This is a genomic window from Glycomyces niveus (genome assembly GCF_017592475.1).
Lineage (GTDB): Bacteria > Actinomycetota > Actinomycetes > Mycobacteriales > Micromonosporaceae > Glycomyces > Glycomyces niveus.
This window is the reverse complement of the sequence record NZ_JAGFNP010000006.1, coordinates 156,021-174,256: the sequence shown is the minus strand read 5'-3', so window position 1 is coordinate 174,256 and position 18,236 is coordinate 156,021. Positions and strand designations below refer to the sequence as shown.

16 protein-coding genes and 1 tRNA gene are annotated in these 18,236 nt (G+C 68.1%); 13 read left to right on the top strand and 4 right to left on the bottom strand.

Annotation, left to right across the window (positions count from 1 at the left end; translation table 11 throughout):
• Positions 1–332: 332 nt before the first annotated feature.
• The 6 genes from J5V16_RS13325 (at position 333) to J5V16_RS13300 (ending at position 6,972) form a co-directional block, all read left to right on the top strand.
• Complete coding sequence (locus J5V16_RS13325) at positions 333–2,066, top strand: ABC transporter family substrate-binding protein (protein WP_208496760.1); 1,734 nt, start codon at positions 333–335, stop codon at positions 2,064–2,066.
• 173 nt (positions 2,067–2,239) lie between these two features.
• Positions 2,240–3,265, top strand: a complete 1,026-nt coding sequence (locus J5V16_RS13320; protein WP_208496759.1) for an ABC transporter permease — start codon at positions 2,240–2,242, stop codon at positions 3,263–3,265.
• Positions 3,258–4,169 (top strand): ABC transporter permease, encoded by a 912-nt coding sequence (locus J5V16_RS13315; protein ID WP_208496758.1) that lies wholly within the window; start codon positions 3,258–3,260, stop codon positions 4,167–4,169. Before J5V16_RS13320 ends, J5V16_RS13315 begins: the two co-directional genes overlap by 8 nt.
• A gap of 2 nt (positions 4,170–4,171) precedes the next feature.
• Positions 4,172–5,314, top strand: coding sequence for an ABC transporter ATP-binding protein (locus J5V16_RS13310; RefSeq protein WP_243901161.1), 1,143 nt, complete (start codon positions 4,172–4,174; stop codon positions 5,312–5,314).
• Between the two features lie 5 nt (positions 5,315–5,319).
• On the top strand, positions 5,320–6,354 hold the full coding sequence (locus tag J5V16_RS13305; RefSeq protein WP_208496877.1) for an ABC transporter ATP-binding protein: 1,035 nt from the start codon (positions 5,320–5,322) through the stop codon (positions 6,352–6,354).
• Between the two features lie 102 nt (positions 6,355–6,456).
• Complete coding sequence (locus J5V16_RS13300; protein ID WP_208496757.1) at positions 6,457–6,972, top strand: hypothetical protein; 516 nt, start codon at positions 6,457–6,459, stop codon at positions 6,970–6,972.
• A 30-nt stretch (positions 6,973–7,002) separates the two neighbouring features.
• Here the strand turns inward: J5V16_RS13300 and J5V16_RS13295 are convergent, their stop codons facing one another.
• The 3 genes from J5V16_RS13295 to J5V16_RS13285 form a co-directional block, all read right to left on the bottom strand.
• A complete protein-coding gene (locus J5V16_RS13295; protein WP_208496756.1) occupies positions 7,003–7,365 on the bottom strand; it encodes a hypothetical protein in 363 nt (120 codons plus the stop codon).
• Positions 7,366–7,474: 109 nt separating this feature from the next.
• Positions 7,475–8,716: an arginine deiminase gene (locus tag J5V16_RS13290; RefSeq protein WP_208496876.1), complete on the bottom strand. Its 1,242-nt coding sequence runs from the start codon at positions 8,714–8,716 to the stop codon at positions 7,475–7,477.
• Positions 8,717–8,742: 26 nt separating this feature from the next.
• Positions 8,743–10,197, bottom strand: a complete 1,455-nt coding sequence (locus J5V16_RS13285) for a basic amino acid/polyamine antiporter (protein WP_208496755.1) — start codon at positions 10,195–10,197, stop codon at positions 8,743–8,745.
• 1,126 nt (positions 10,198–11,323) lie between these two features.
• On the opposite strand from J5V16_RS13285, the gene J5V16_RS24445 reads away from it, so the two are divergent.
• The 7 genes from J5V16_RS24445 (at position 11,324) to J5V16_RS13250 (ending at position 16,731) form a co-directional block, all read left to right on the top strand.
• Positions 11,324–12,148: a hypothetical protein gene (locus J5V16_RS24445; RefSeq protein WP_243901160.1), complete on the top strand. Its 825-nt coding sequence runs from the start codon at positions 11,324–11,326 to the stop codon at positions 12,146–12,148.
• A 332-nt stretch (positions 12,149–12,480) separates the two neighbouring features.
• Positions 12,481–12,563, top strand: a tRNA-Leu gene (locus J5V16_RS13275).
• A gap of 371 nt (positions 12,564–12,934) precedes the next feature.
• Entirely contained in the window at positions 12,935–14,743 is a 1,809-nt protein-coding gene (locus tag J5V16_RS13270) for a sensor histidine kinase (protein WP_208496754.1), read from the top strand.
• Entirely contained in the window at positions 14,743–15,174 is a 432-nt protein-coding gene (locus J5V16_RS13265; RefSeq protein WP_208496753.1) for a roadblock/LC7 domain-containing protein, read from the top strand. The genes J5V16_RS13270 and J5V16_RS13265 overlap by 1 nt, the downstream gene beginning before the upstream one ends.
• Positions 15,174–15,545: a DUF742 domain-containing protein gene (locus J5V16_RS13260; protein ID WP_208496752.1), complete on the top strand. Its 372-nt coding sequence runs from the start codon at positions 15,174–15,176 to the stop codon at positions 15,543–15,545. The genes J5V16_RS13265 and J5V16_RS13260 overlap by 1 nt, the downstream gene beginning before the upstream one ends.
• The gene (locus J5V16_RS13255; RefSeq protein ID WP_208496751.1) at positions 15,523–16,125 is read left to right on the top strand and encodes a GTP-binding protein; all 603 of its coding nucleotides are present in this window, start codon (positions 15,523–15,525) and stop codon (positions 16,123–16,125) included. Before J5V16_RS13260 ends, J5V16_RS13255 begins: the two co-directional genes overlap by 23 nt.
• Before the next feature lie 12 nt (positions 16,126–16,137).
• Entirely contained in the window at positions 16,138–16,731 is a 594-nt protein-coding gene (locus J5V16_RS13250) for a GAF domain-containing protein (protein ID WP_208496750.1), read from the top strand.
• Between the two features lie 93 nt (positions 16,732–16,824).
• Here the strand turns inward: J5V16_RS13250 and J5V16_RS13245 are convergent, their stop codons facing one another.
• Positions 16,825–18,021 (bottom strand): acyl-CoA dehydrogenase family protein, encoded by a 1,197-nt coding sequence (locus tag J5V16_RS13245; protein WP_208496749.1) that lies wholly within the window; start codon positions 18,019–18,021, stop codon positions 16,825–16,827.
• Between the last annotated feature and the right edge of the window lie 215 nt (positions 18,022–18,236).

Below are 18,236 nucleotides of genomic sequence, written 5' to 3'. Positions count from 1 at the left end.
CGACCCGCGGACCCCATCCCGCGGCCGGACCGGCAAGGGCGGACGCCCTGCGGCGGCGATGCCAGCGAGACGAGAGTTCTCGCTGGCAGACGGTGAATTTTCCGTTTATCGCCGCCATTCAGGGAATGAACGTCACGGGAGCATAACGAACGAAACTCATCTCGTGTTCGGTTGTCCGAAACCCGGGATTCCCGTGGAAGGCTGTACCTCGCGTCACTGACCCGCCGCCGTTCCCGCGCTCTCGAGCGCCCGCCCGGCGGCACGGCCCGGAGCGTCGACCCCACCTCGACGCCTCCCGCCTCGGTCGGCGGCGCAAACCTTCGAGAGGAACCATGAAGCGACACCACACGGCGGCCGTCGCCGCCCTCGCCTGCACCGCCCTGGTGCTGACGGGCTGCGGGCAGGGCGACGACACCGGCTCGTCCGGCCTCGAGGCGTGCCTGACCGACCCGGCCGGCTGCAACTCCGGCTCGCGGGCCGACGGCGGCGAGATCACCTGGGCCCTCGACGGCTCGTGGGGCACCTGGAACCAGAACACCTCCGAAGGCAACAACGCGTACGTGTCCATGGCGCTCGTGGGCCTGTGGCCCTACACCGGCCAGTTCGACCCCGAGGGCGAGTTCATCGTCAACGAGGGCATCTTCGCCTCAGCCCCGGAACTCGTCAAAGAGGACCCGGTGACCGTCGAGTACACGCTCAAGAACGGCGCGAACTGGGGCGACGGCACCGACATCGGCGTCGACGACTTCATCTACCACTGGTACGCGACCTCCGGCGACTCCTCGCTCTGCGACGGCTGCGACGCCGCGAACATCACCCGCGGCTCCCAGGTCGAGTCCATCACCGGCGACGGCTCGGCGATCACGGTGACCTACAAGGAGAGCTACCACTCCGCGGAGTGGGCGTACGAGGAAGTGCTCTCCGAGCCCGCCCACGTGGCCGAGGCGCAGGGCTTCGACTGGGCGAACAACCCCAAGGACATGGCCGCCGCCGAGCAGTACTTCGCGGAGACCGTGCCCACCTGGTCGACCGGGCCGTTCGAGATCCAGGACGCGAAGGCCGGCGAGTACGTCATCTACGTGCCGAACGAGGACTGGGCCGGCGACACCGAGGTGACCCTCGACAAGGTCACCTTCCGTGTCATCGACGGCCTCCAGAACATCGTCACGGCGCTGCGCAACGGCGAGATCGACGGGGCCTCCCCGTTCTCCGTCACCGCTGAGACCATCACGCAGCTGCAGGGCGCCGAGGGTCTCGAGTACGCCGTCGCGGGCGGGCCGTCGTGGGAGCACATCGACCTGAACACGAAGAGCGAGTTCCTCTCCGACCCGGTGCTGCGCCAGGCCGTGTTCACCGCGATCGACGTCGAGAACGTCATCGACCGCACCTACGCGTACGTGCAGTCCGACATCGAGCGCAAGGGCAACCACCTCTTCCGCAACGGCTCCGAGTACTACCAGGACCACCTCTCGGCGACCGGTCAGGGCACGGGCGACGTCGAGCTCGCCCTCTCCATGCTCCAGGAGGAGGGGTACGAGCTCAAGGACGGCGTCCTGCGCGACCCCGACGGCGAAGTGGTCGAGCTCGACTTCCGCTACTCCGAGTCCAAGGAGAACCGCCGCGTCACCGGCGAGCTCGTCCAGGCGAACCTCGCCGACATCGGCATCGAGGTCGAGCTGCGGTCCATCCCCGACGCCGACCTCGGCACCGTCCTCGGCGAGGGCGAGTTCGACATGATCGACTTCGGCTGGAGCTCCGACCCGGTGTTCGTCGCCTCCGCGTCCCAGTACTGGGAGACCGGCTCGGGCTCGAACTTCGGCGGCCTCTCCGACCCGGAGCTCGACGCGCTCATCGCCGAGGTCAACGGCACCCTCGACCTCGACGAGGCGGCCGTCCGCGCCAACGCCGCGGTCCAGCAGGTCGTCCAGGACGCCTATTCCCTGCCTATCGTGGACACACCGGTCGCGGTGATGGTCTCCGATAGGTTGGTGAACGTCCGGGACAATTGGGCGTCGCAGCAGCGATCCGCCTACAACATTGCCGAATGGGGGGTCGCTGCTGAGTGATCGGAGCGAGGCAATGAGTTTGGCAATGCTTTTGAAGGACAAGTGCCAGGGGCTCACGGACCCGGCCGCAGTATGGCGAGTCAAGTGAGCCGTAGGAGAAGCCGCGTCGCGACGCGGCCGGACCGGTCGGCAGGCGCACCGGTCCACACCAGAGAAACCGTTAACGAGGCATTATGGTTGTATTCATAATCCGGCGCACCCTGCTGATGATCCCGGTGCTGCTGGGAGCCACTATCTTGTGCTTTGTGCTGGTCGACGTCGTGAACGACCCCGTCCAGGACATGGTCTTCGAGATCCAGCAGTCCACCGGCGAGCCCGTGCCGCAGTCGACCGTCGACGCGCTCGAGGAGTCGCTCTACTACGACCGGTCCATCCCCGAGCGCTACTGGATCTGGCTCACCGGCATGGGCGACACCAACGGCGACATCGGCCTCCTCAAGGGCGAGTGGGGTCCCTCCATCGAGGGCTCGGCCATGGACATCGGCTACGAGATCTCCACCCGCTTCTGGATCACGCTCCGGCTGGTGCTGTTCGCGACGCTCGCCTCCATCGGCATCGCCATTCTCTCCGGTGTCGTCAGCGCGGTCAAGCAGTATTCGCGCACCGACTACACGCTGACGTTCCTGGGCTTCCTGTTCCTGGCGATGCCCGTGTTCTGGCTCGGCTCGCTGTTCAAGGAAGGCGCGGTGCAGCTCAACAAGATCCTCGGCTCCACCGTCTTCCAGACGTACGGCTCGGGATCGACCGGCTTCCAGGGGAACGGCTGGGAGGTCTTCGTCGACTCCCTGCCCTACCTGATCGTGCCGACCCTGGTGCTCATGCTCGGCGGCTACGCCGCGATCTCGCGGTACCAGCGCGCCTCGATGCTCGAGGTCATGAACTCCGACTACGTGCGCCTGGCCCGCGCCAAGGGCGTGCGCAACCGCACCGTCATGCGCCGCCACGCCCTGCGCACCGCGCTCATCCCGGTCGCGACCTTCGCGCCCCTCGCCCTCTCCGGGGCCATGGGCGGCGCGATGGTCACCGAGAGCATCTTCGGCTGGCGCGGCCTGGGCGTCTACTCCCTGGACGCGATCCGCGCCGGCGACACGTTCGTCGTCATGGCCTACGTGCTCATCTCAGGTCTCGTCGTCCTCATCGGCGTCCTGATCTCCGACATCCTGTACGGCGTGCTCGACCCGAGGATCCGCTATGAGTAACACCGCTTCACCCCGCCTCGACGCCGAGGCCATCACCACCAAGGAGCGCGGCCAGTGGGAGATGGTGGCACGCCGCTTCTTCCGCCACCGCGCCGCCGTGATCAGCCTCGTGATCTTCGTGCTCATCGTGCTGTTCGCGTACCTCGGACCGTTCGTGTGGAAATGGGACTACAAGATCCACTCGGAGATCCCCTCGTGGGCCGCCCCGAGCCTGGACCACCCGTTCGGCACCGACAAGGCCGGGCGCGACATGCTCGGCGCGATGATGCAGGCGACCAAGCAGTCCCTGAACGTCTCGCTCGTCGTGGCCATCGGCTCGACGGTCATCGGCGCGCTCTACGGCGCCGTCGCCGGCTTCTACCGCGGCTGGGTCGACTCGCTCATGATGCGCTTCCTCGACATCATGTTCGTGATCCCGTTCCTGGTCATCACCGGTGCCATCGCCGGCGCCATCGACTCCAGCGTCCGCTGGTACCACATGGCCTTCATCCTCGCGATCTTCGGCTGGACCTCGATCGCGCGCGCCGTGCGCGCCGAAGTGCTATCCCTGAGGGAGAAGGAGTTCATCGAAGCCGCGCGGTCCGCGGGCGGCTCGGACTGGCACATCATCGTGAAGCACCTGATCCCGAACACGATGAGCGTCATCATCGTCTCGGTGACGCTGCAGATCGCGTTCGCCATCCTGTCGGAGACGACCCTGTCCTTCCTCGGTCTGGGCATCCAGAGCCCCGACACCTCGCTCGGCCTCCTCATCGAGGCCGCGGGCGCGTCGGCGTTCAACGAGCACTGGTACCTGTTCTACATCCCGGGTCTCATGATCATCCTCATCGCGCTCACCATCAACTTCATCGGTGACGGCCTGCGCGACGCGATGGACCCGCGCCAGACGATGGTGAGGCGATAGCGTTGTCCAACATCTCAGTCAGCACCAACGGCGCCCCGCGCTCCGCGGGCACCAAGGGCGACATGGTCCTCGAGGTCAACGACCTCAACGTGTCGTTCCCGACCGACGACGGGCTCGTCCACGCCGTCCGCGGCGTCTCCTACGAGCTGCGCCGCGGCCAGAGCCTCGGCATCGTCGGCGAGTCCGGCTCCGGCAAGTCGGTGACCTCCATGGCGATCATGGGCCTGCTGCCCAAGACCGCCCAGATCACCGGCTCCGCCAAGCTCGAGGGCGAAGAGCTTCTTGGCCTCGGCGACGCCGAGCTCTCCCGCATCCGCGGCAAGAAGATCTCCATGATCTTCCAGGACCCGCTCACCAGCCTCAACCCGGTCTACACGGTCGGCTTCCAGCTGGCCGAGGCCATCCGCGTCCACTACCCGGACGTGAACAAGGCCGAGGCCCGCAAGCGCTGCGTCGACCTGCTCGACTCGGTCGGCATCCCGAACCCGCAGCAGCGGGTCGACGCCTACCCGCACGAGCTCTCCGGCGGCATGCGCCAGCGCGTGGTCATCGCCATCGCCATGGCGAACAACCCGGACGTCATCATCGCCGACGAGCCCACCACGGCCCTCGACGTGACCGTCCAGGCCCAGGTCCTCGAGGCCCTGGAGAAGGCCCGCGAAGAGGTCAACGCCGCGCTGATCCTCATCACGCACGACCTCGGCGTCATCGCCGGGCACACCGACGACGTCCTCGTCATGTACGCGGGCAAGCCGGTCGAGCAGGGCACTGTCGACGAGATCTTCTACGAGCCGCGCATGCCCTACACGCTGGGCCTGATCGGGTCGCTGCCGCGCATGGACGAGTCGCGGGGCCACCGCCTCACGCCCGTCCACGGCACGCCGCCGTCGATGCTGAACCTGCCGCCGGGCTGCCCGTTCCGCCCCCGCTGCCCGATGCACCAGGACATCTGCGCGGAGGTCGAGCCGGCGCTCATGCCGATCGGCCCCTCCGGGCACGTCTCGGCCTGCCACTTCTCGGACCAGCTCGAGGGCAAGGCCCCCGACGACGTGTTCGCGCCCGTGGCCACCGACCTCTCGGTCGAAGCGGAAGTCGAAGCCGCCGAGGCCGAGGCCGCCGCGCTCCACCAGGAGGAGGACAAGTGAACGCCATGCTCGACACGCCGCAGACCGCGGCGAGCCCGGTCATCCAGGGCAAGAACCTGGTCAAGGAGTTCCCCGTGCGCTCCAAGGGGATCCTCCGGCGCAAGGTCGGCGCGGTGCACGCCGTCTCGGGCGTGAGCCTGGAGATCGGCCAGACCGAGACCCTGGCGCTCGTCGGCGAGTCCGGCTGCGGCAAGTCCACGACCGCGCGGCTGATGATGAACCTCATCGAGCCGACCTCGGGCGAGATCCTCTACGAGGGCCGGGACCTGACGAAGCTCTCGCGCAACCAGATGCGGCCGATCCGCCGGGACCTGCAGCTGGTGTTCCAGGACCCGATGGCGTCGCTGGACCCGCGCATGACGGTCTTCGAGATCATCGCCGAGCCGCTGCGCGTGCACAACCTGTTCAAGAACGGCGGCCGCGACCGGGTCAACAGCCTGATCGAGATCGTCGGCTTGAACCCGGAGCACCGCAACCGCTACCCGCACGAGTTCTCGGGCGGCCAGCGCCAGCGCATCGGCATCGCCCGCGCGCTGGCCCTGCAGCCGCGCGTGCTCATGCTGGACGAGCCGGTGTCGGCGCTCGACGTGTCGATCCAGGCGGGCGTCATCAACCTGCTGGAGGACCTGCAGGACGAGCTGGGGCTGTCGTACCTGTTCGTCTCGCACGACCTCTCGGTGGTGCGGCACATCGCGGACAAGGTCGCGGTGATGTACCTCGGCAAGATCGTCGAGGAGGGGACGACGGACCAGCTGTTCGCGGGTCCGGCGCACCCGTACACGCAGGCGCTCATGTCGGCGATCCCGCTGCCGGACCCGCGCAAGGAGCGGTCGCGCGAGCGCATCGTCCTGCAGGGCGATGTGCCGAGCCCGTCGAACCCGCCGTCGGGCTGCCGTTTCCGCACCCGCTGCCCGCTCTTCAAGGAGCTGAGCGAGTCGGAGCAGGCCAAGTGCATTGACGTGGAGCCGCTGCTCCGCTCCGACCACGCGGGCCAGACCCGCGCGGCCTGCCACTACGCGGCGCCGAAGCAGCTCGTCTAGCGCGCAGCGTACCGGGCCGTTCCGTCCTTCGGGGCGGGGCGGCCCGTCTCGTTTCGCGCGGTCGCTTCGCTGGCCGGGCTCGGCCAGTGCGAGACTGCGGGCATGAGTTCATCGAAAGCCGAATCGACCGTGACCGCCCTGCTCGACGAGCTCGGCGACCGGTGGGAGACCCGCGAGAAGATCGCCGCCGCGCGCGAGCGCCTCATCGCGGACCTCCCCGGCTGGAAGGACCCGGCCGCGCACGGGCTGGGAGTCTACGACGTGTCGGGGGAGCTGGTCTTCGGCGTCACGAACGCGGGGGAGCATCTGCTCCCGGCGGTCGTGATGGCGACGGTCCTGCGCCACTCGGGCGGTTCGAAGTCCTACCCGGTGTACACGACGGCGCTGGAGCAGGCGATCCGGCTGCTCCGCCCGGCCGAGGCCTGCCGGGACTACGATCACCCGAACCTCGCGGACTGGCGGCGGGTCCTGAAGCTGCTCAAGGGGAATGGGCAGTTGGAGGCGAAGATGGTGTTCGTGGCCGACTTCGATGACTGGCGCGAGGACGACGACGTGGACGACCTGTGCGAGGCGGTCTACTACGACGCGAAGCGGAACGGGCGACCGGGCCGCGGCTGAGAGTCCCGCGGCCCGGTCGTGCTCACCGGGTCAGTCGACGTAGTACGACTGCAGGCAGCCGACGTGCGCGAAGCCCCACGTGTCGTGCCAGTCCACGACGATCCACACCTGCGACCAGGACCCGCAGGTCGTGTGCTTGCCGCCGTCGGTGAACGGCGCGCACCACGATCCGGAGACCCATTCGCCGGCCGGGATCTTCGGGCCGATCTGCCCCGCGCTCGCGTTCGGGTACTCGCGCACGACGGTGTCGACGCTGAACGAGGCGTAGCAGTACACGCTCTCGCTGTCCGCTTGGACCACCGGCTCTGCGGCGATCGGGTCCGCGGCCGCGGGCGCGGCCCCGACCGCGCCGATCGCCAGGGCTGCGGCCGCACTGGCCAGGATTCGTCGCATTTGACCACCTCACTGTGAGACGACGATGACGATTCATGCTCGCAGCGTCGGCCCTGCCCGGCGGCCGAATCCGGGCGCTGTCGGAAAGCCGATATCGGGGCCCTGATTTTCAGAAATCGACCGCGTCCCGCTCCAACGGGCAGGTCATGCAGTGCCCGCCGCCCCGGCCCCGGCCGAGTTCGGCGCCGACGATGGTGATCACCTCGATGCCGGCCTTGTGCAGGAGCGTGTTCGTCTGGGTGTTGCGGTCGTACGTCATGACCACGCCCGGCTCGAGCGCCACGGCGTTGTTGCCCGAGTCCCATTGCTGCCGTTCGGAGGCGTACACGTCGCCGCCGGTCTCGATCACCCGCAGCTCCGGCAGCCCGAGCGCTTCGGCGACCACTTCGGTGAACGCCTTGCCGCCGTGGTCGATGATCGCCATGCCCGGCTGCCGGTCGGCGGGGTACAGGGAGAAGGTGTGCACCGCGTCCATGATCTTCGGGTACAGGGTCACGACATCCCTGTCCGCGAAGGTGAACACGGTGTCCAGGTGCATCGCCGAACGCAGCTTCGGCATGGCCGCCACGATGACCCGCGTCGCCGCACCGTGCTCGAAGAGCGCCTTCGCGACTTGGGTTATGGCCTGACGGGAGGTGCGTTCGGACATGCCCATCAGCACCACGCCGTTCCCCACCGGCATGATGTCCCCGCCCTCGAACGTCGCCTGCCCCCAGGGCAGGTCGGGGTCGCCCCACCACACGGTCGAGCCCGTGAAGTCGGGGTGGAACGTGTAGACCGCCTTCATCAGCAGCGTCTCGTCATGGCGCGCAGGCCAATAGAGCGGGTTGAGGGTCAGCCCGCCGTACAGCCAGCAGGTGGTGTCCCTGGTGTACAGGGTGTTCGGCAGCGGTGGCATCAGGTACTCCCGCACCCCCGTCGACTCCCGCGCCAGCGCGATGTACGGCCCCCGCAGATCGTCCGGGAGCTCGAGTGTGGACAGGCCGCCGATGAGGTGCTCCGCGAGCTCCGCGGGTCCCAGCGACTCCAGGTACGCCCGGGTCGGCTCGATCAGGCCCAGCCCCACCTCGTTCGCGGTGATCTTCCGGTCGAGCAACCACGAACGCGCCGCCGGATCGGCCATCGTCGCACTCAGCACGTCGTGCAACTCCACGACCTGCACGCCTCTGGCCTCCATCTTGCTCACGAAGTCGAGGTGGTCGCGCTGCGCGTTCTCCACCCACATCACATCGTCGAACAGCAGCCCGTCCGCGTTCGTCGGCGTCAACCGCCGATGCGCCAGCCCCGGACGGCACACCAGCACCTTCCGCAGCCTGCCGACCTCCGAATAGACCCCGTAACCGTTGCTCATCGCATTCCTCCCTGTCCCCCAACGGGTCAGATGCTGATCCAGTTCATCCCGAGCGCGAGCACCCCCAGCGCCGCCGCCAGCACCGCGACACCCAGCAAGACCGCCTCGCCAGGGCTGAAGAGCCGCCGCCTCTGCTCGCGGCGGGACATCACGAACAGGATCGTCGCCGGCGCGTACACGATGAACGACACCAGCACGAACTTCGGCCCGGCCGCGAACAGCAGGAACGCCGTGTACACCGTCGCCAGCACCGCCACCGCGATCTCGGCCCCGCCGCCGCGGCTCCCCGCTCCCCGGTCCCAGCCGAACGCCACTTTCACTGCGAAGAGCGCCGCGAGAAGGAACGGGATCAGCGTGAGTGCGCTGGTCATGTCCAGCGCGAAATTGAACGCGTCCTCGGAGAAGTAGGTCACCACCAGGACCACCTGGGAGAGCGCCGTCGAGAGCACCAGCGCCGGGACCGGGACGTCCTCGGCCGTCGCCTTGGAGAGGAACCGGGGCATGTCCTTGTCCTTCGCGGCCACGAACAGCACTTCCGCCGCCATCAGCGTCCACGCCAGATACGCGCCCAGCACCGAGACCACCAGGCCGACCGACACGAACACCATGCCCCAGGTGCCCACCGCGTGCTCCAGGACTCCGGCCATCGACGGCTGGCGCAGCTCCGCGATCTCGCCCATCGGCATGATCCCGTACGACACGATCGTCACTGACGCGAACACCGCGAAGACCGAGAGGAAACCTGTGATCGTCGCCCGACCCACGTCCTCGCGGCGGCGCGCGTGCCGCGAGTACACGCTCGCGCCCTCGACGCCCAGGAACACGAACACTGTCGCCAGCATCGTCCCCTTCACCTGGGAGAACAGCGACCCCGCGTAATCCGCCCCGGCCCAGTTCTCCGCGAACACGCCCGGATCGAAGAAGAACAGCGCCAGGACCACGAACACGCCGATCGGGATCAGCTTGGCGACCGTCACGACCCGGTTGATCGCCGCAGCCTCCTTCACGCCCTGCTTGATCAGCAGGAAGAACCCCCACAGGCCGGCGGAGGAGAGCGCGATCGCGAGGACCGTGTCGCCCTCGCCGAGCGCGGGGATGAGCGCTCCCGCGGTGGACATGATGAGGACCCAGTACGTCACATTGCCCACGCAGGCGCTGGCCCAGTAGCCGATCGCCGAGAAGAACCCGGGGTACTCGCCGAATCCCGCTTTGGCGTACGCGTACACCCCCGCATCGAGGTCGGGGCGGCGCATGGCCAGGCGCTGGAACACGAACGCCAGCATCAACATGCCCGTCCCGGCGATCGCCCACGAGATCAGCGCCCCGGCGACCCCGGTCTGCTGCGCGAACCGTGCGGGGAGGGAGAACACCCCTGCGCCGACCATGGAGCCCACCACCATCGAGGTGAGCGTCCAGAACGCCAACTTCGCGGTGGGACTGGTGGCCTCGGCGGTGCTGGTGGGCGGTGCGGGTTGCGCCATCGATCGCATCCTCGCTGGTCGGGCAGGCGGTACAGGCAATGAGACCTGAATATAACTCCGGCGGGAGGGCTGAAATGCGACTTCGCGCCGATGGCCCCAGAGGGGTGGCGGCACGTCCGGGTTCAAGCAGGCGGCGACTGAGGGGTGGGGGAAGGGCGGGCTCGGACGGCGGGCTCGGGCGGGCGGGTTCCCGGTTCAACCTGGCAGCGACAGAGAGGCAGGAGCAGGCCGGGCTCGGACGGCGGCCTCCCGGTCTGTCCCGGTCCTGGTTCAGGCGGGCAGCGACGAAGAGGTCTCCTGCTTCCCCGGTCAGACGGCGGCCGACGGGCCCGGACTGTTCCCGAAGGGCGTCCTGAGTGCCCCCCATCCGACCCCGGACATGCTGAGGGGCCCGGTCCCCCCTGGGAATCGGGCTGCGCTGGCATCGACCTGCGCTCCCCTCAGCAGTCGCCCGCTGAGGGCAGGGTAAGAACGGGGGATCACCCGGATCTTCCCGAAGGGCCACCGGCGCGGTCTCCTTCTTCCGGAACTGCTCTCGGGTCTTGGCGACCGTCAGCTCCATGCTCTTCTGGGCGTACCAGGCGGCATAGTCGGTCAGCTCCCGCCGATAAGTGGGCGACCATTCCGAGGAGTCATGCCCGTTCGGCAGATCCTTCAAGAGGTCGGCTTCCCATTCCCCATCGGTCAAGCCCGTGCGCTGGTGCCGAATCTCGGCCTTACCAGGACCGGTCTTCGCAATGTTCCATTTGCCCGTGTGGATTCTACTGTGGTGGAATCGGCAGAGCAGGATCAAGTTCTCGGCGGCGGTCAAGCCCCCGTCCGCCCAGTGCTCCAGGTGGTGCGCCTCGGTCCATGAGATCGGCGCCCGGCACCCGGACCAAGCGCATCCGCCCGGCTGCTCGAGTTCGAGCTTGTGGCGGAGGGCCGCGTTGGGGAGGCGCTTGGTGCGGCCCAGTTCGATGGCCTCGCCGGTGCTGTAGTCGAAGACCGAGGGGATGACGCCCGCTTCGCAGGCAAGGAGGCGGGCCTTGGAGACCGAGATCGGCTTGCCGTCGAGCATGGGGAGCCGACCGGTCTTCTCGCCCCGCAGGGTGGCCAGGTCGCAGGTGAGGTTCAGGGTCGCGGTGTGGCCGTGCCGCTTGGGAGCCGCAGGGTCGGTGCCGTAGGCGGCCGCCATCTGGTGCAGGGCTTCGGCATTGCGGCCGGAGACGCGGGGAAGCAGGCCGTCCTCATCCAGCTCCTCTTGGCGGGGAGGGGGAACGGCGGTCTTCAGGACGTTGCTGATGAGCTTCCCGGTGTCGTCGGTGAGCAGGCCTTCGATGTCCCACATGCCATCCGGGCGCTGGTTGACCTCCAGCCAGGCGAGGGACTGCTGGCTCATCGCATCGAGCAGGGACTGCTGGTCGAAGAGCTCGGCGCAGATGCGGTCCAGGTGCTCGGCGAGTTCGGAGCGGGTGGAGTGGATGCAGTACTCCCGGATCAGCTCCTCGGGTGTCCGACAGAGCGTTGCACCGTAGGGGGACTTGACCGGGGCGGGGTAAGGCACCCGGGAGTAGACGGCCAGGCCTTCGCGTTCGATGCGGCGCATGGCGTAGGCGATGGCGTCGATGCGGGCGAACCCCGAGAGGGCGGCCTCGGTGAGGTGCTTGAACTTCGGGGAGAGGCGGGCGATGGAGGCGATCTGCCCCGCGCAGGCCTCGTTGAGGTTGAAGGACTCCTTGATCCAGTCCCGGATGCCGGAGAAGCCGTCGCACTCCTTGTGCAGCCCTTGGGAGGTATAAGCGATGACCGCTTGCAGGAGATTGGCCTCGACAGCGCACAACTGAGAGGTGAGGGAATCGATCCGGGGGCGCAGGGTGGCTGCCTGGGAGATTCGGTCTGTGCCATTCATCCTGCTCACCCCCTTGGAGGTTATCCGTTTGTGGGTCTGACTGTTATAGGTCAATGGTGACAGGTATGGGCATCGGTGTCATCACTCGATCGGGTGAAATTGTGTCCAAAGTAGACTTGAGGCGGCCCCAGCCCGACCTCCAGTCCGCCGGCCGACCCCAGGATTGGGCTGCCTCTTCGTCGCTGCCGCTTGAACCTTGTGTACAGACGACGCCAATGTGGAAGTGGTGCGATGGAAGCACTCCCTCTCGTCGCTGCCGCTTGAACCGCAAGGGAACTGAACCTGCAAGTGTCAGGATCCCGACACTTCGGCGTTTCCTCAGGTGAACGCACTTGCGTCGCAACTCGGGGTGACCACGGCGCGCCGTTTCCCGCTAGCGTGGCAGCATACGGGCCCGAGTGGTGGAATCTGGTAGACACAGTCGGCTTAAAACCGGCCGTCGTGAGACTTGCGGGTTCAAATCCCGTCTCGGGCACGGCGTCGGGAACGAGTTGCCGGACAACGGGATCGGACGGAGTGGGGCCGTCCGGTCCTGGAGTGTCCTACATCGCACCTCTGCCGCCGCCGCTCGAACGGGTGATGAGTCGCCCTCTCTCCCAAGCCCTTCACTCTCCGTGTCGACACGCCTCCTGAGCTGCACTTCGTCCCTTCGGGCGGCGATCTCCGGCCGCACGGCCGATTGCATCTCCAGGTTGACTCGACAAGACAGCCATGCTATCCAGGGAACTGAGCGCTGATACCATTCTGTCGAAACAGCCGGTGGGGACATGGCTTTCCCTTCTGCTGCAACGACTTTGTGACTTCCCGGTATCACGGAAGCCGATTGGCCATGTCGTAAGGATGGCGATGCCCGAAACATCTCGGTCCACAACCCATACTTATCAACCCCCCGGGCCAGCGTCCCTCCCCTCCGGTTCGTACACCGGAGACGAGTCCGCCACCCCGGCCGACCTCAAGCCCCGCCTGCTCCGCATGGCCCTGCTGCCCCTCGGCGCCGCAGTGGTCCTCGGCGCCGGCGTCGCACTCTCCCTGACGCAAGCCCCACTGGACCGTCCCGCCTGGATGGTCCCTGTAGTCATCGGCACGGCACTGCTCCTTGCCGCCCTGATCGCCTACTTCGCGGCCAGCGCCGCCGCCAAGGCCGACGCCGACCTCAACCGCCGGATCCTCTCGGTCCGCCGCGCCACGGTCGAGACGCACTACAAGGTCTGGCACGTGCTCGACGACCTCCAGAGCGACCTGCCCGCCGAGCAGCGCTGGTCCGTCCCGCTGCCCAACCCGGGCGCCAGCGCGCCCACCACCGATGAGGCGCTTCGCCTCCTGGCGGCGGAGGCTCGGCACTTGCGGGCCGCCGCGGAGGCCGTCGCGGCCCGCGGCGCGCGCCGTCCGGCCCCGGTGCCCGCGAGCGCTCCTGCCGCGGCGGTGACGTCGGGTCCGATCGACGCGGTGGACGTGAACTCGCGCGTCGGCATCTTCGTGAACCTGGCCCGGCGGCTGCAGTCGCTGGTGCACCGGGAGATCGAGCAGCTCGACGAGTTGGAGAACCAGGTCGAGGACCCGGATCTCCTCAAGGGCCTGTTCTCGGTGGACCACTTGGCGACGCGGATCCGCCGCCACGCGGAGAACCTGGCGGTGCTCGGCGGTGCGACCTCGCACCGGCAGTGGTCGCGTCCGGTCAACGTGTACGAGGCGCTGCGTTCGGCGGTGGCCGAGGTGGAGCAGTACGCCCGCGTGAAGCTGGTGCGCCCCATCGACGGCACGTTGAAGGGGCACGCGGTCGCGGACATCATCCACTTGGTGGCGGAGCTGGTGGAGAACGCGACGACGTTCTCGGCGCCGAACACGCAGGTGCTGATCCGGGTGGCGCGGGTCCGGACGGGCCTGGCGGTCGAGGTGGAGGACCGCGGCCTGGGCATGGAGCCGCATGAGCGGGACCGGTTCAACACGATGCTGGCGACGCCGGACCAGGTGGACTTGGACGAGTTGCTGGCGGACGGCCGCATCGGCCTGTACGTGGTCTCGTCGCTGGCGCACCGGCACGCGCTGACGGTGCAGCTGCAGTCGAACATCTTCGGTGGGACGCAGGCGATCCTGGTGGTGCCCGAGGTGCTGCTGGGCGATGACACGCCGGCGCCGCCGAAGGCGCCTGAGCGGCGGGAGATCCCGGTCGCGGAGCCGATGCCGGTGCGGCAGCCGGGTGCGGCGACGCCGCCGCAGCTGCCGGCGATGCAGTTGCGTCCGCTGCCGACGGCGGGGACGGGGCGTCATCAGATGGCGTCGCCGGAGCCGCGCATGGACTCGCCCGTGTTCACGCCCGCGTACGCCGGCGCCAATGGCGCGCCTTCGGTCGACACTGGTGCCCTGCCGGTGACGGCCGAGCTCCAAGCCGTGACGAGCTACCCGGAGGACCGCGTGAACGGTTCCGATGGCGCCCATGCCTTCGAGTCGGACGGGCGTCCGGCCCTGCCGAAACGCAACAAGCAGACGCACCTGGCCCCGCAGTTGCGGGATGCTCCGCAGCAGGGGGCGCGCGGTTCGGAGGTCGGGCACGACCCGGGCTTGATGCGGGCGTTCCAGCAGGGCCAGCAGCGCGCGGACGCCGGTCCGCAGATCCCCGCAACCGACGGTTCCCCGTATAGGAATGAGGAGTTCTAATGGCAGGCGACGAGGCAGGCGTGCAGTCGGATCTGAGCTGGCTGCTGGCGGGGCTGGTGCGGAAGGTTCCGCACACCCGCAGTGCGCTGCTGCTGTCTTCGGACGGCATGAAGAAGGCGTTCCACGGGCTGGGGGTCGACCAGGCCGACCAGCTCTCGGCGATCGCTTCGGGCATGTTCAGCCTGGCGCGGAGCGCGGGCGCCCAGTTCGGTTCGGCGGGCGGCGTGCGTCAGGTCGTGGCGGAGCTGGACGACACGCTGCTGTTCGTCTCGACGGCGGGTCAGGGCGCGGTCCTGGCGGTGACGGCGGGGCGCGAGGCCGACGCGGGCGTGCTCGGTTACGAGATGTCCATTCTGGTCAAGAGCGTGAGGCCGTACCTGGAGACGCCGGTGCGCAGGCCCGCGGCCACGAGCGGCGAAATGGTCGGCTGATGGCCGAGTTCGAGCACCGGCCGCTGCTCGATGAGGATGCGGGGCCTCTGGTCCGGCCGTACACCGTCAGCAACGGGCGCACCGCACCCACCGCGAAGCTGGACCTGCTCTCGCTGGTCCGGTCGACCGGGCAGATGCGCCCTTCGCAGCTGGAGAACGAGCACGCGGAGGCGCTGCTCCTCTGCCACGAGCCCATCTCGGTGGCGGAGGTGTCGGCGCATCTGCGGCTCCCGGCGATGGTCATCAAGGTCCTGCTGTCCGATCTGGTCGACTGCGGGGCGGTCATCGCCCACGCGCCCGATCCCGCCGTCGATCCCACTGACAGAAACGTATTGGAGGCACTCCTCAATGGCCTACAACGGCGACTCTGACCGATCGCCCGCACAACAAACCGCTTTGCCCACCGCCATCAAACTCCTCGTCGCGGGTGGTTTCGGTGTCGGGAAGACGACGTTCGTCGGGGCGGTCTCGGAGATCGAGCCGCTGTCGACCGAGGAGACCATCACGATGGCCTCGATCGGCACCGACGACCTGACCGGCGTGGGGGACAAGGTGACCACGACGGTGGCCTTGGACTTCGGCCGGATCACGCTGGACGCGCGGCACATCCTGTACCTGTTCGGCACCCCCGGGCAGGACCGGTTCTGGTTCATGTGGAACGAGTTGTCCGACGGGGCGTTCGGGGCGGTGGTCCTGGCCGACACGCGGCGGCTGGAGGACTGCTTCCCGGCGCTGGACTTCTTCGAGCGGCGAGGCACCCAGTTCATCGTGGCGGTCAACGAGTTCGAGTCGGGCTTCCACTACGAGCCGGAGGAAGTCAGGTCCGCACTGGACCTCAAACCGAATATCCCGATCGTCTGCTGCGATGCGCGCGATCCTCGTTCCGCAACGTTGGTGCTGGTCACCTTGACCAAGCACCTGATGTCGGCCGCTGCTTCGAGCGTCCGGTAGAAGGAGCCCAGCATGTCTAGTCCCGAGCACGAGTTCCGTCTCACGATCACGCCCGACGACCCGGGCGCCTCCGAGCGGGCCAAGCGCCTGCGCGACCTGGGGATCGGCAATCTGCCCGACCCCGAATTCGACGAGCTCGCCCATGAGCTGACCGTGCTGACGGGCGCCCCGTACGCGATGGTCAACTTCATCGACGAGGACCACCAGTACTTCGCGGGGCTCGCGGCCCCGACTCCGGGCGCGGCGAACCAGGCGATCGCCGGGGCCGAGGACGCGCCGGAGGTGGGCCGGGAGATGGACCGCGACCACGGCTACTGCCCCCATGTGGTGGTGCGCGGCAAGGCGCTCGTGCTCGGCGACGTGTGCGACTACCCGCGTTTCGCGGGGAACCCGGTGGTCGACAAGATCGGCATCCGCTCCTATCTGGGGGCGCCGCTGATCGACGACGACGGGAACACGCTGGGGACGGTGTGCGTGGTCGACACGGAGACCCACGACTGGGGCCGGCCGGGCCTGGAGATCATCAAGGGCATGGCCGAGAAGGTGATGGACCGGATCCGGGAGCGCAACGCCGCTGAGCCCCCGGCCGATCCGTTCCAGGGGTAGACGCGAAAATGAGGAGGCCGCGTGAGCTGCCTCCTCGTTTTCGTCTGCGGTGTGGTCGCGCGACGGTCCGGCCGATCCTCCGGATCTCGCGCTCTAGTTGCGGGCGGTGACGGGTTCGCCGTGGACGATGCGCTGGGACCACTGGCCCTTGGTCCTGCCCATCGCGGCTTCGGCCAGTCGCAGCCGCTGGACGTCGGAGGTGCCTGCGGGGGCGAAGATGTGGTAGGCGTCGCGCAGGTACCGCTCGATCGGCCGTTCGGTGGTGAGTCCGATGGCCGCGTGGATCTCCATGGCCTCCCGGGCGGAGTCCATGGCCGATTCGACGTTGACGAGCTTGGCGTTCATGAGTTCGATGTCGCAGGGCTGGCCTTGGTCGAGCAGGTGCACGGCGTGGTAGGCGGTGATGCGGGCGGTCATGAGCCGGGAGGTGATCTGGCCGATCTTCTGCTTGATGTTGTCGAGTTCGGCGATGGGCTTGCCGTAGAGCTCGCGGCTGCCGGCGTACTCGACGGTGGCGTCGAGGATGGCCTGGTGGATGCCGAGGGACACGGCGGTGAGGTTGGAGCGGCCGTAGAGGGCCGAGGACGAGTACGCGACGGCGAGGCCGTCGCCCTCGCTGCCGAGCCGGTTGGCGGCCGGGACGCGGCAGTTCTCGAACAGGAGCTCGCCGAAGCTGAACCCGTGGAGGCCCATCGTGGACTGCTGCGGCGCCAGCGCGAACCCGGGGCGGTCGGATTCGACGAGGAACGCGGTGAGGCCCTTGGGTCCGAGGCCGGTGCGGACGACGACGCCGTGGACGTCGCCGACGTGGCTGTTGCCGACGAAGACCTTGTGGCCGTTGAGGATGTAGTCGTCGCCGTCGCGTACGGCGCGGGCGCGCATGCCGAGGACGTGTCCGCCGGAGGCGGATTCGGTGACGGCGATGGTGGGCAGGCAGGTGCCGCGGGCGACGTGGGGGAGCCAGGTCTTCTTCTGGGCGTCGGATCCGAAGTGCAGGATCTTGGCGACGCCGAGCTGGGAGGCCTGGACCATGGCGCCCATGGCGCCGGAGACGCGTGCGAGCTCCTCGATGATGATGGTCTTCGCCAAGTGGCCCATGCCCATCCCGCCGTACTCGGTCGGGATGGTCACGCCGAGCCAGCCTTGGGCGGCGATGCGGCGGGACAGTTCGTGGTGGACGGTCCGCCGCGCCTCCATCTCGGGGACGCGCGGGGCGATTTCGCGTTCGGCGAAGGCTCTGACCTCGGCTCTGAGGGCGTCGTGCCGTGCTGTGGTGAAATAACCGGTCAAGTGGTTACCCCCTGTGGGCTTCAGGCTCGTCTATGACCGCTCCGCAGCAGTCCCCACCAAGTGACAAGCTGTATATGCGAGTTGTTCTCGCAGTGACTGTAGCAACCGTTATCGCATGGGGCAAGAGACTGCAATGTGGACATTATGTTGTCGCAGCGAAGTAACGAGGCGTTGCGACGCAACGCATCACGTGCGGATTCATGCTTCCCAGATCC

Coding starts and splice junctions, on each gene's coding strand:
- J5V16_RS13300 (WP_208496757.1), top strand. CDS start 6,457: ATGAGTTCATCGAAAGCCGAATCGACCGTGACCGCCCTGCTCGACGAG.
- J5V16_RS13270 (WP_208496754.1), top strand. CDS start 12,935: ATGCCCGAAACATCTCGGTCCACAACCCATACTTATCAACCCCCCGGG.
- J5V16_RS13290 (WP_208496876.1), bottom strand. CDS start 8,716: ATGAGCAACGGTTACGGGGTCTATTCGGAGGTCGGCAGGCTGCGGAAG.
- J5V16_RS13315 (WP_208496758.1), top strand. CDS start 3,258: ATGAGTAACACCGCTTCACCCCGCCTCGACGCCGAGGCCATCACCACC.
- J5V16_RS13260 (WP_208496752.1), top strand. CDS start 15,174: ATGGCCGAGTTCGAGCACCGGCCGCTGCTCGATGAGGATGCGGGGCCT.
- J5V16_RS13320 (WP_208496759.1), top strand. CDS start 2,240: ATGGTTGTATTCATAATCCGGCGCACCCTGCTGATGATCCCGGTGCTG.
- J5V16_RS13285 (WP_208496755.1), bottom strand. CDS start 10,197: ATGGCGCAACCCGCACCGCCCACCAGCACCGCCGAGGCCACCAGTCCC.
- J5V16_RS13265 (WP_208496753.1), top strand. CDS start 14,743: ATGGCAGGCGACGAGGCAGGCGTGCAGTCGGATCTGAGCTGGCTGCTG.
- J5V16_RS13250 (WP_208496750.1), top strand. CDS start 16,138: ATGTCTAGTCCCGAGCACGAGTTCCGTCTCACGATCACGCCCGACGAC.
- J5V16_RS13295 (WP_208496756.1), bottom strand. CDS start 7,365: ATGCGACGAATCCTGGCCAGTGCGGCCGCAGCCCTGGCGATCGGCGCG.
- J5V16_RS13325 (WP_208496760.1), top strand. CDS start 333: ATGAAGCGACACCACACGGCGGCCGTCGCCGCCCTCGCCTGCACCGCC.
- J5V16_RS13305 (WP_208496877.1), top strand. CDS start 5,320: ATGCTCGACACGCCGCAGACCGCGGCGAGCCCGGTCATCCAGGGCAAG.
- J5V16_RS13255 (WP_208496751.1), top strand. CDS start 15,523: ATGGCCTACAACGGCGACTCTGACCGATCGCCCGCACAACAAACCGCT.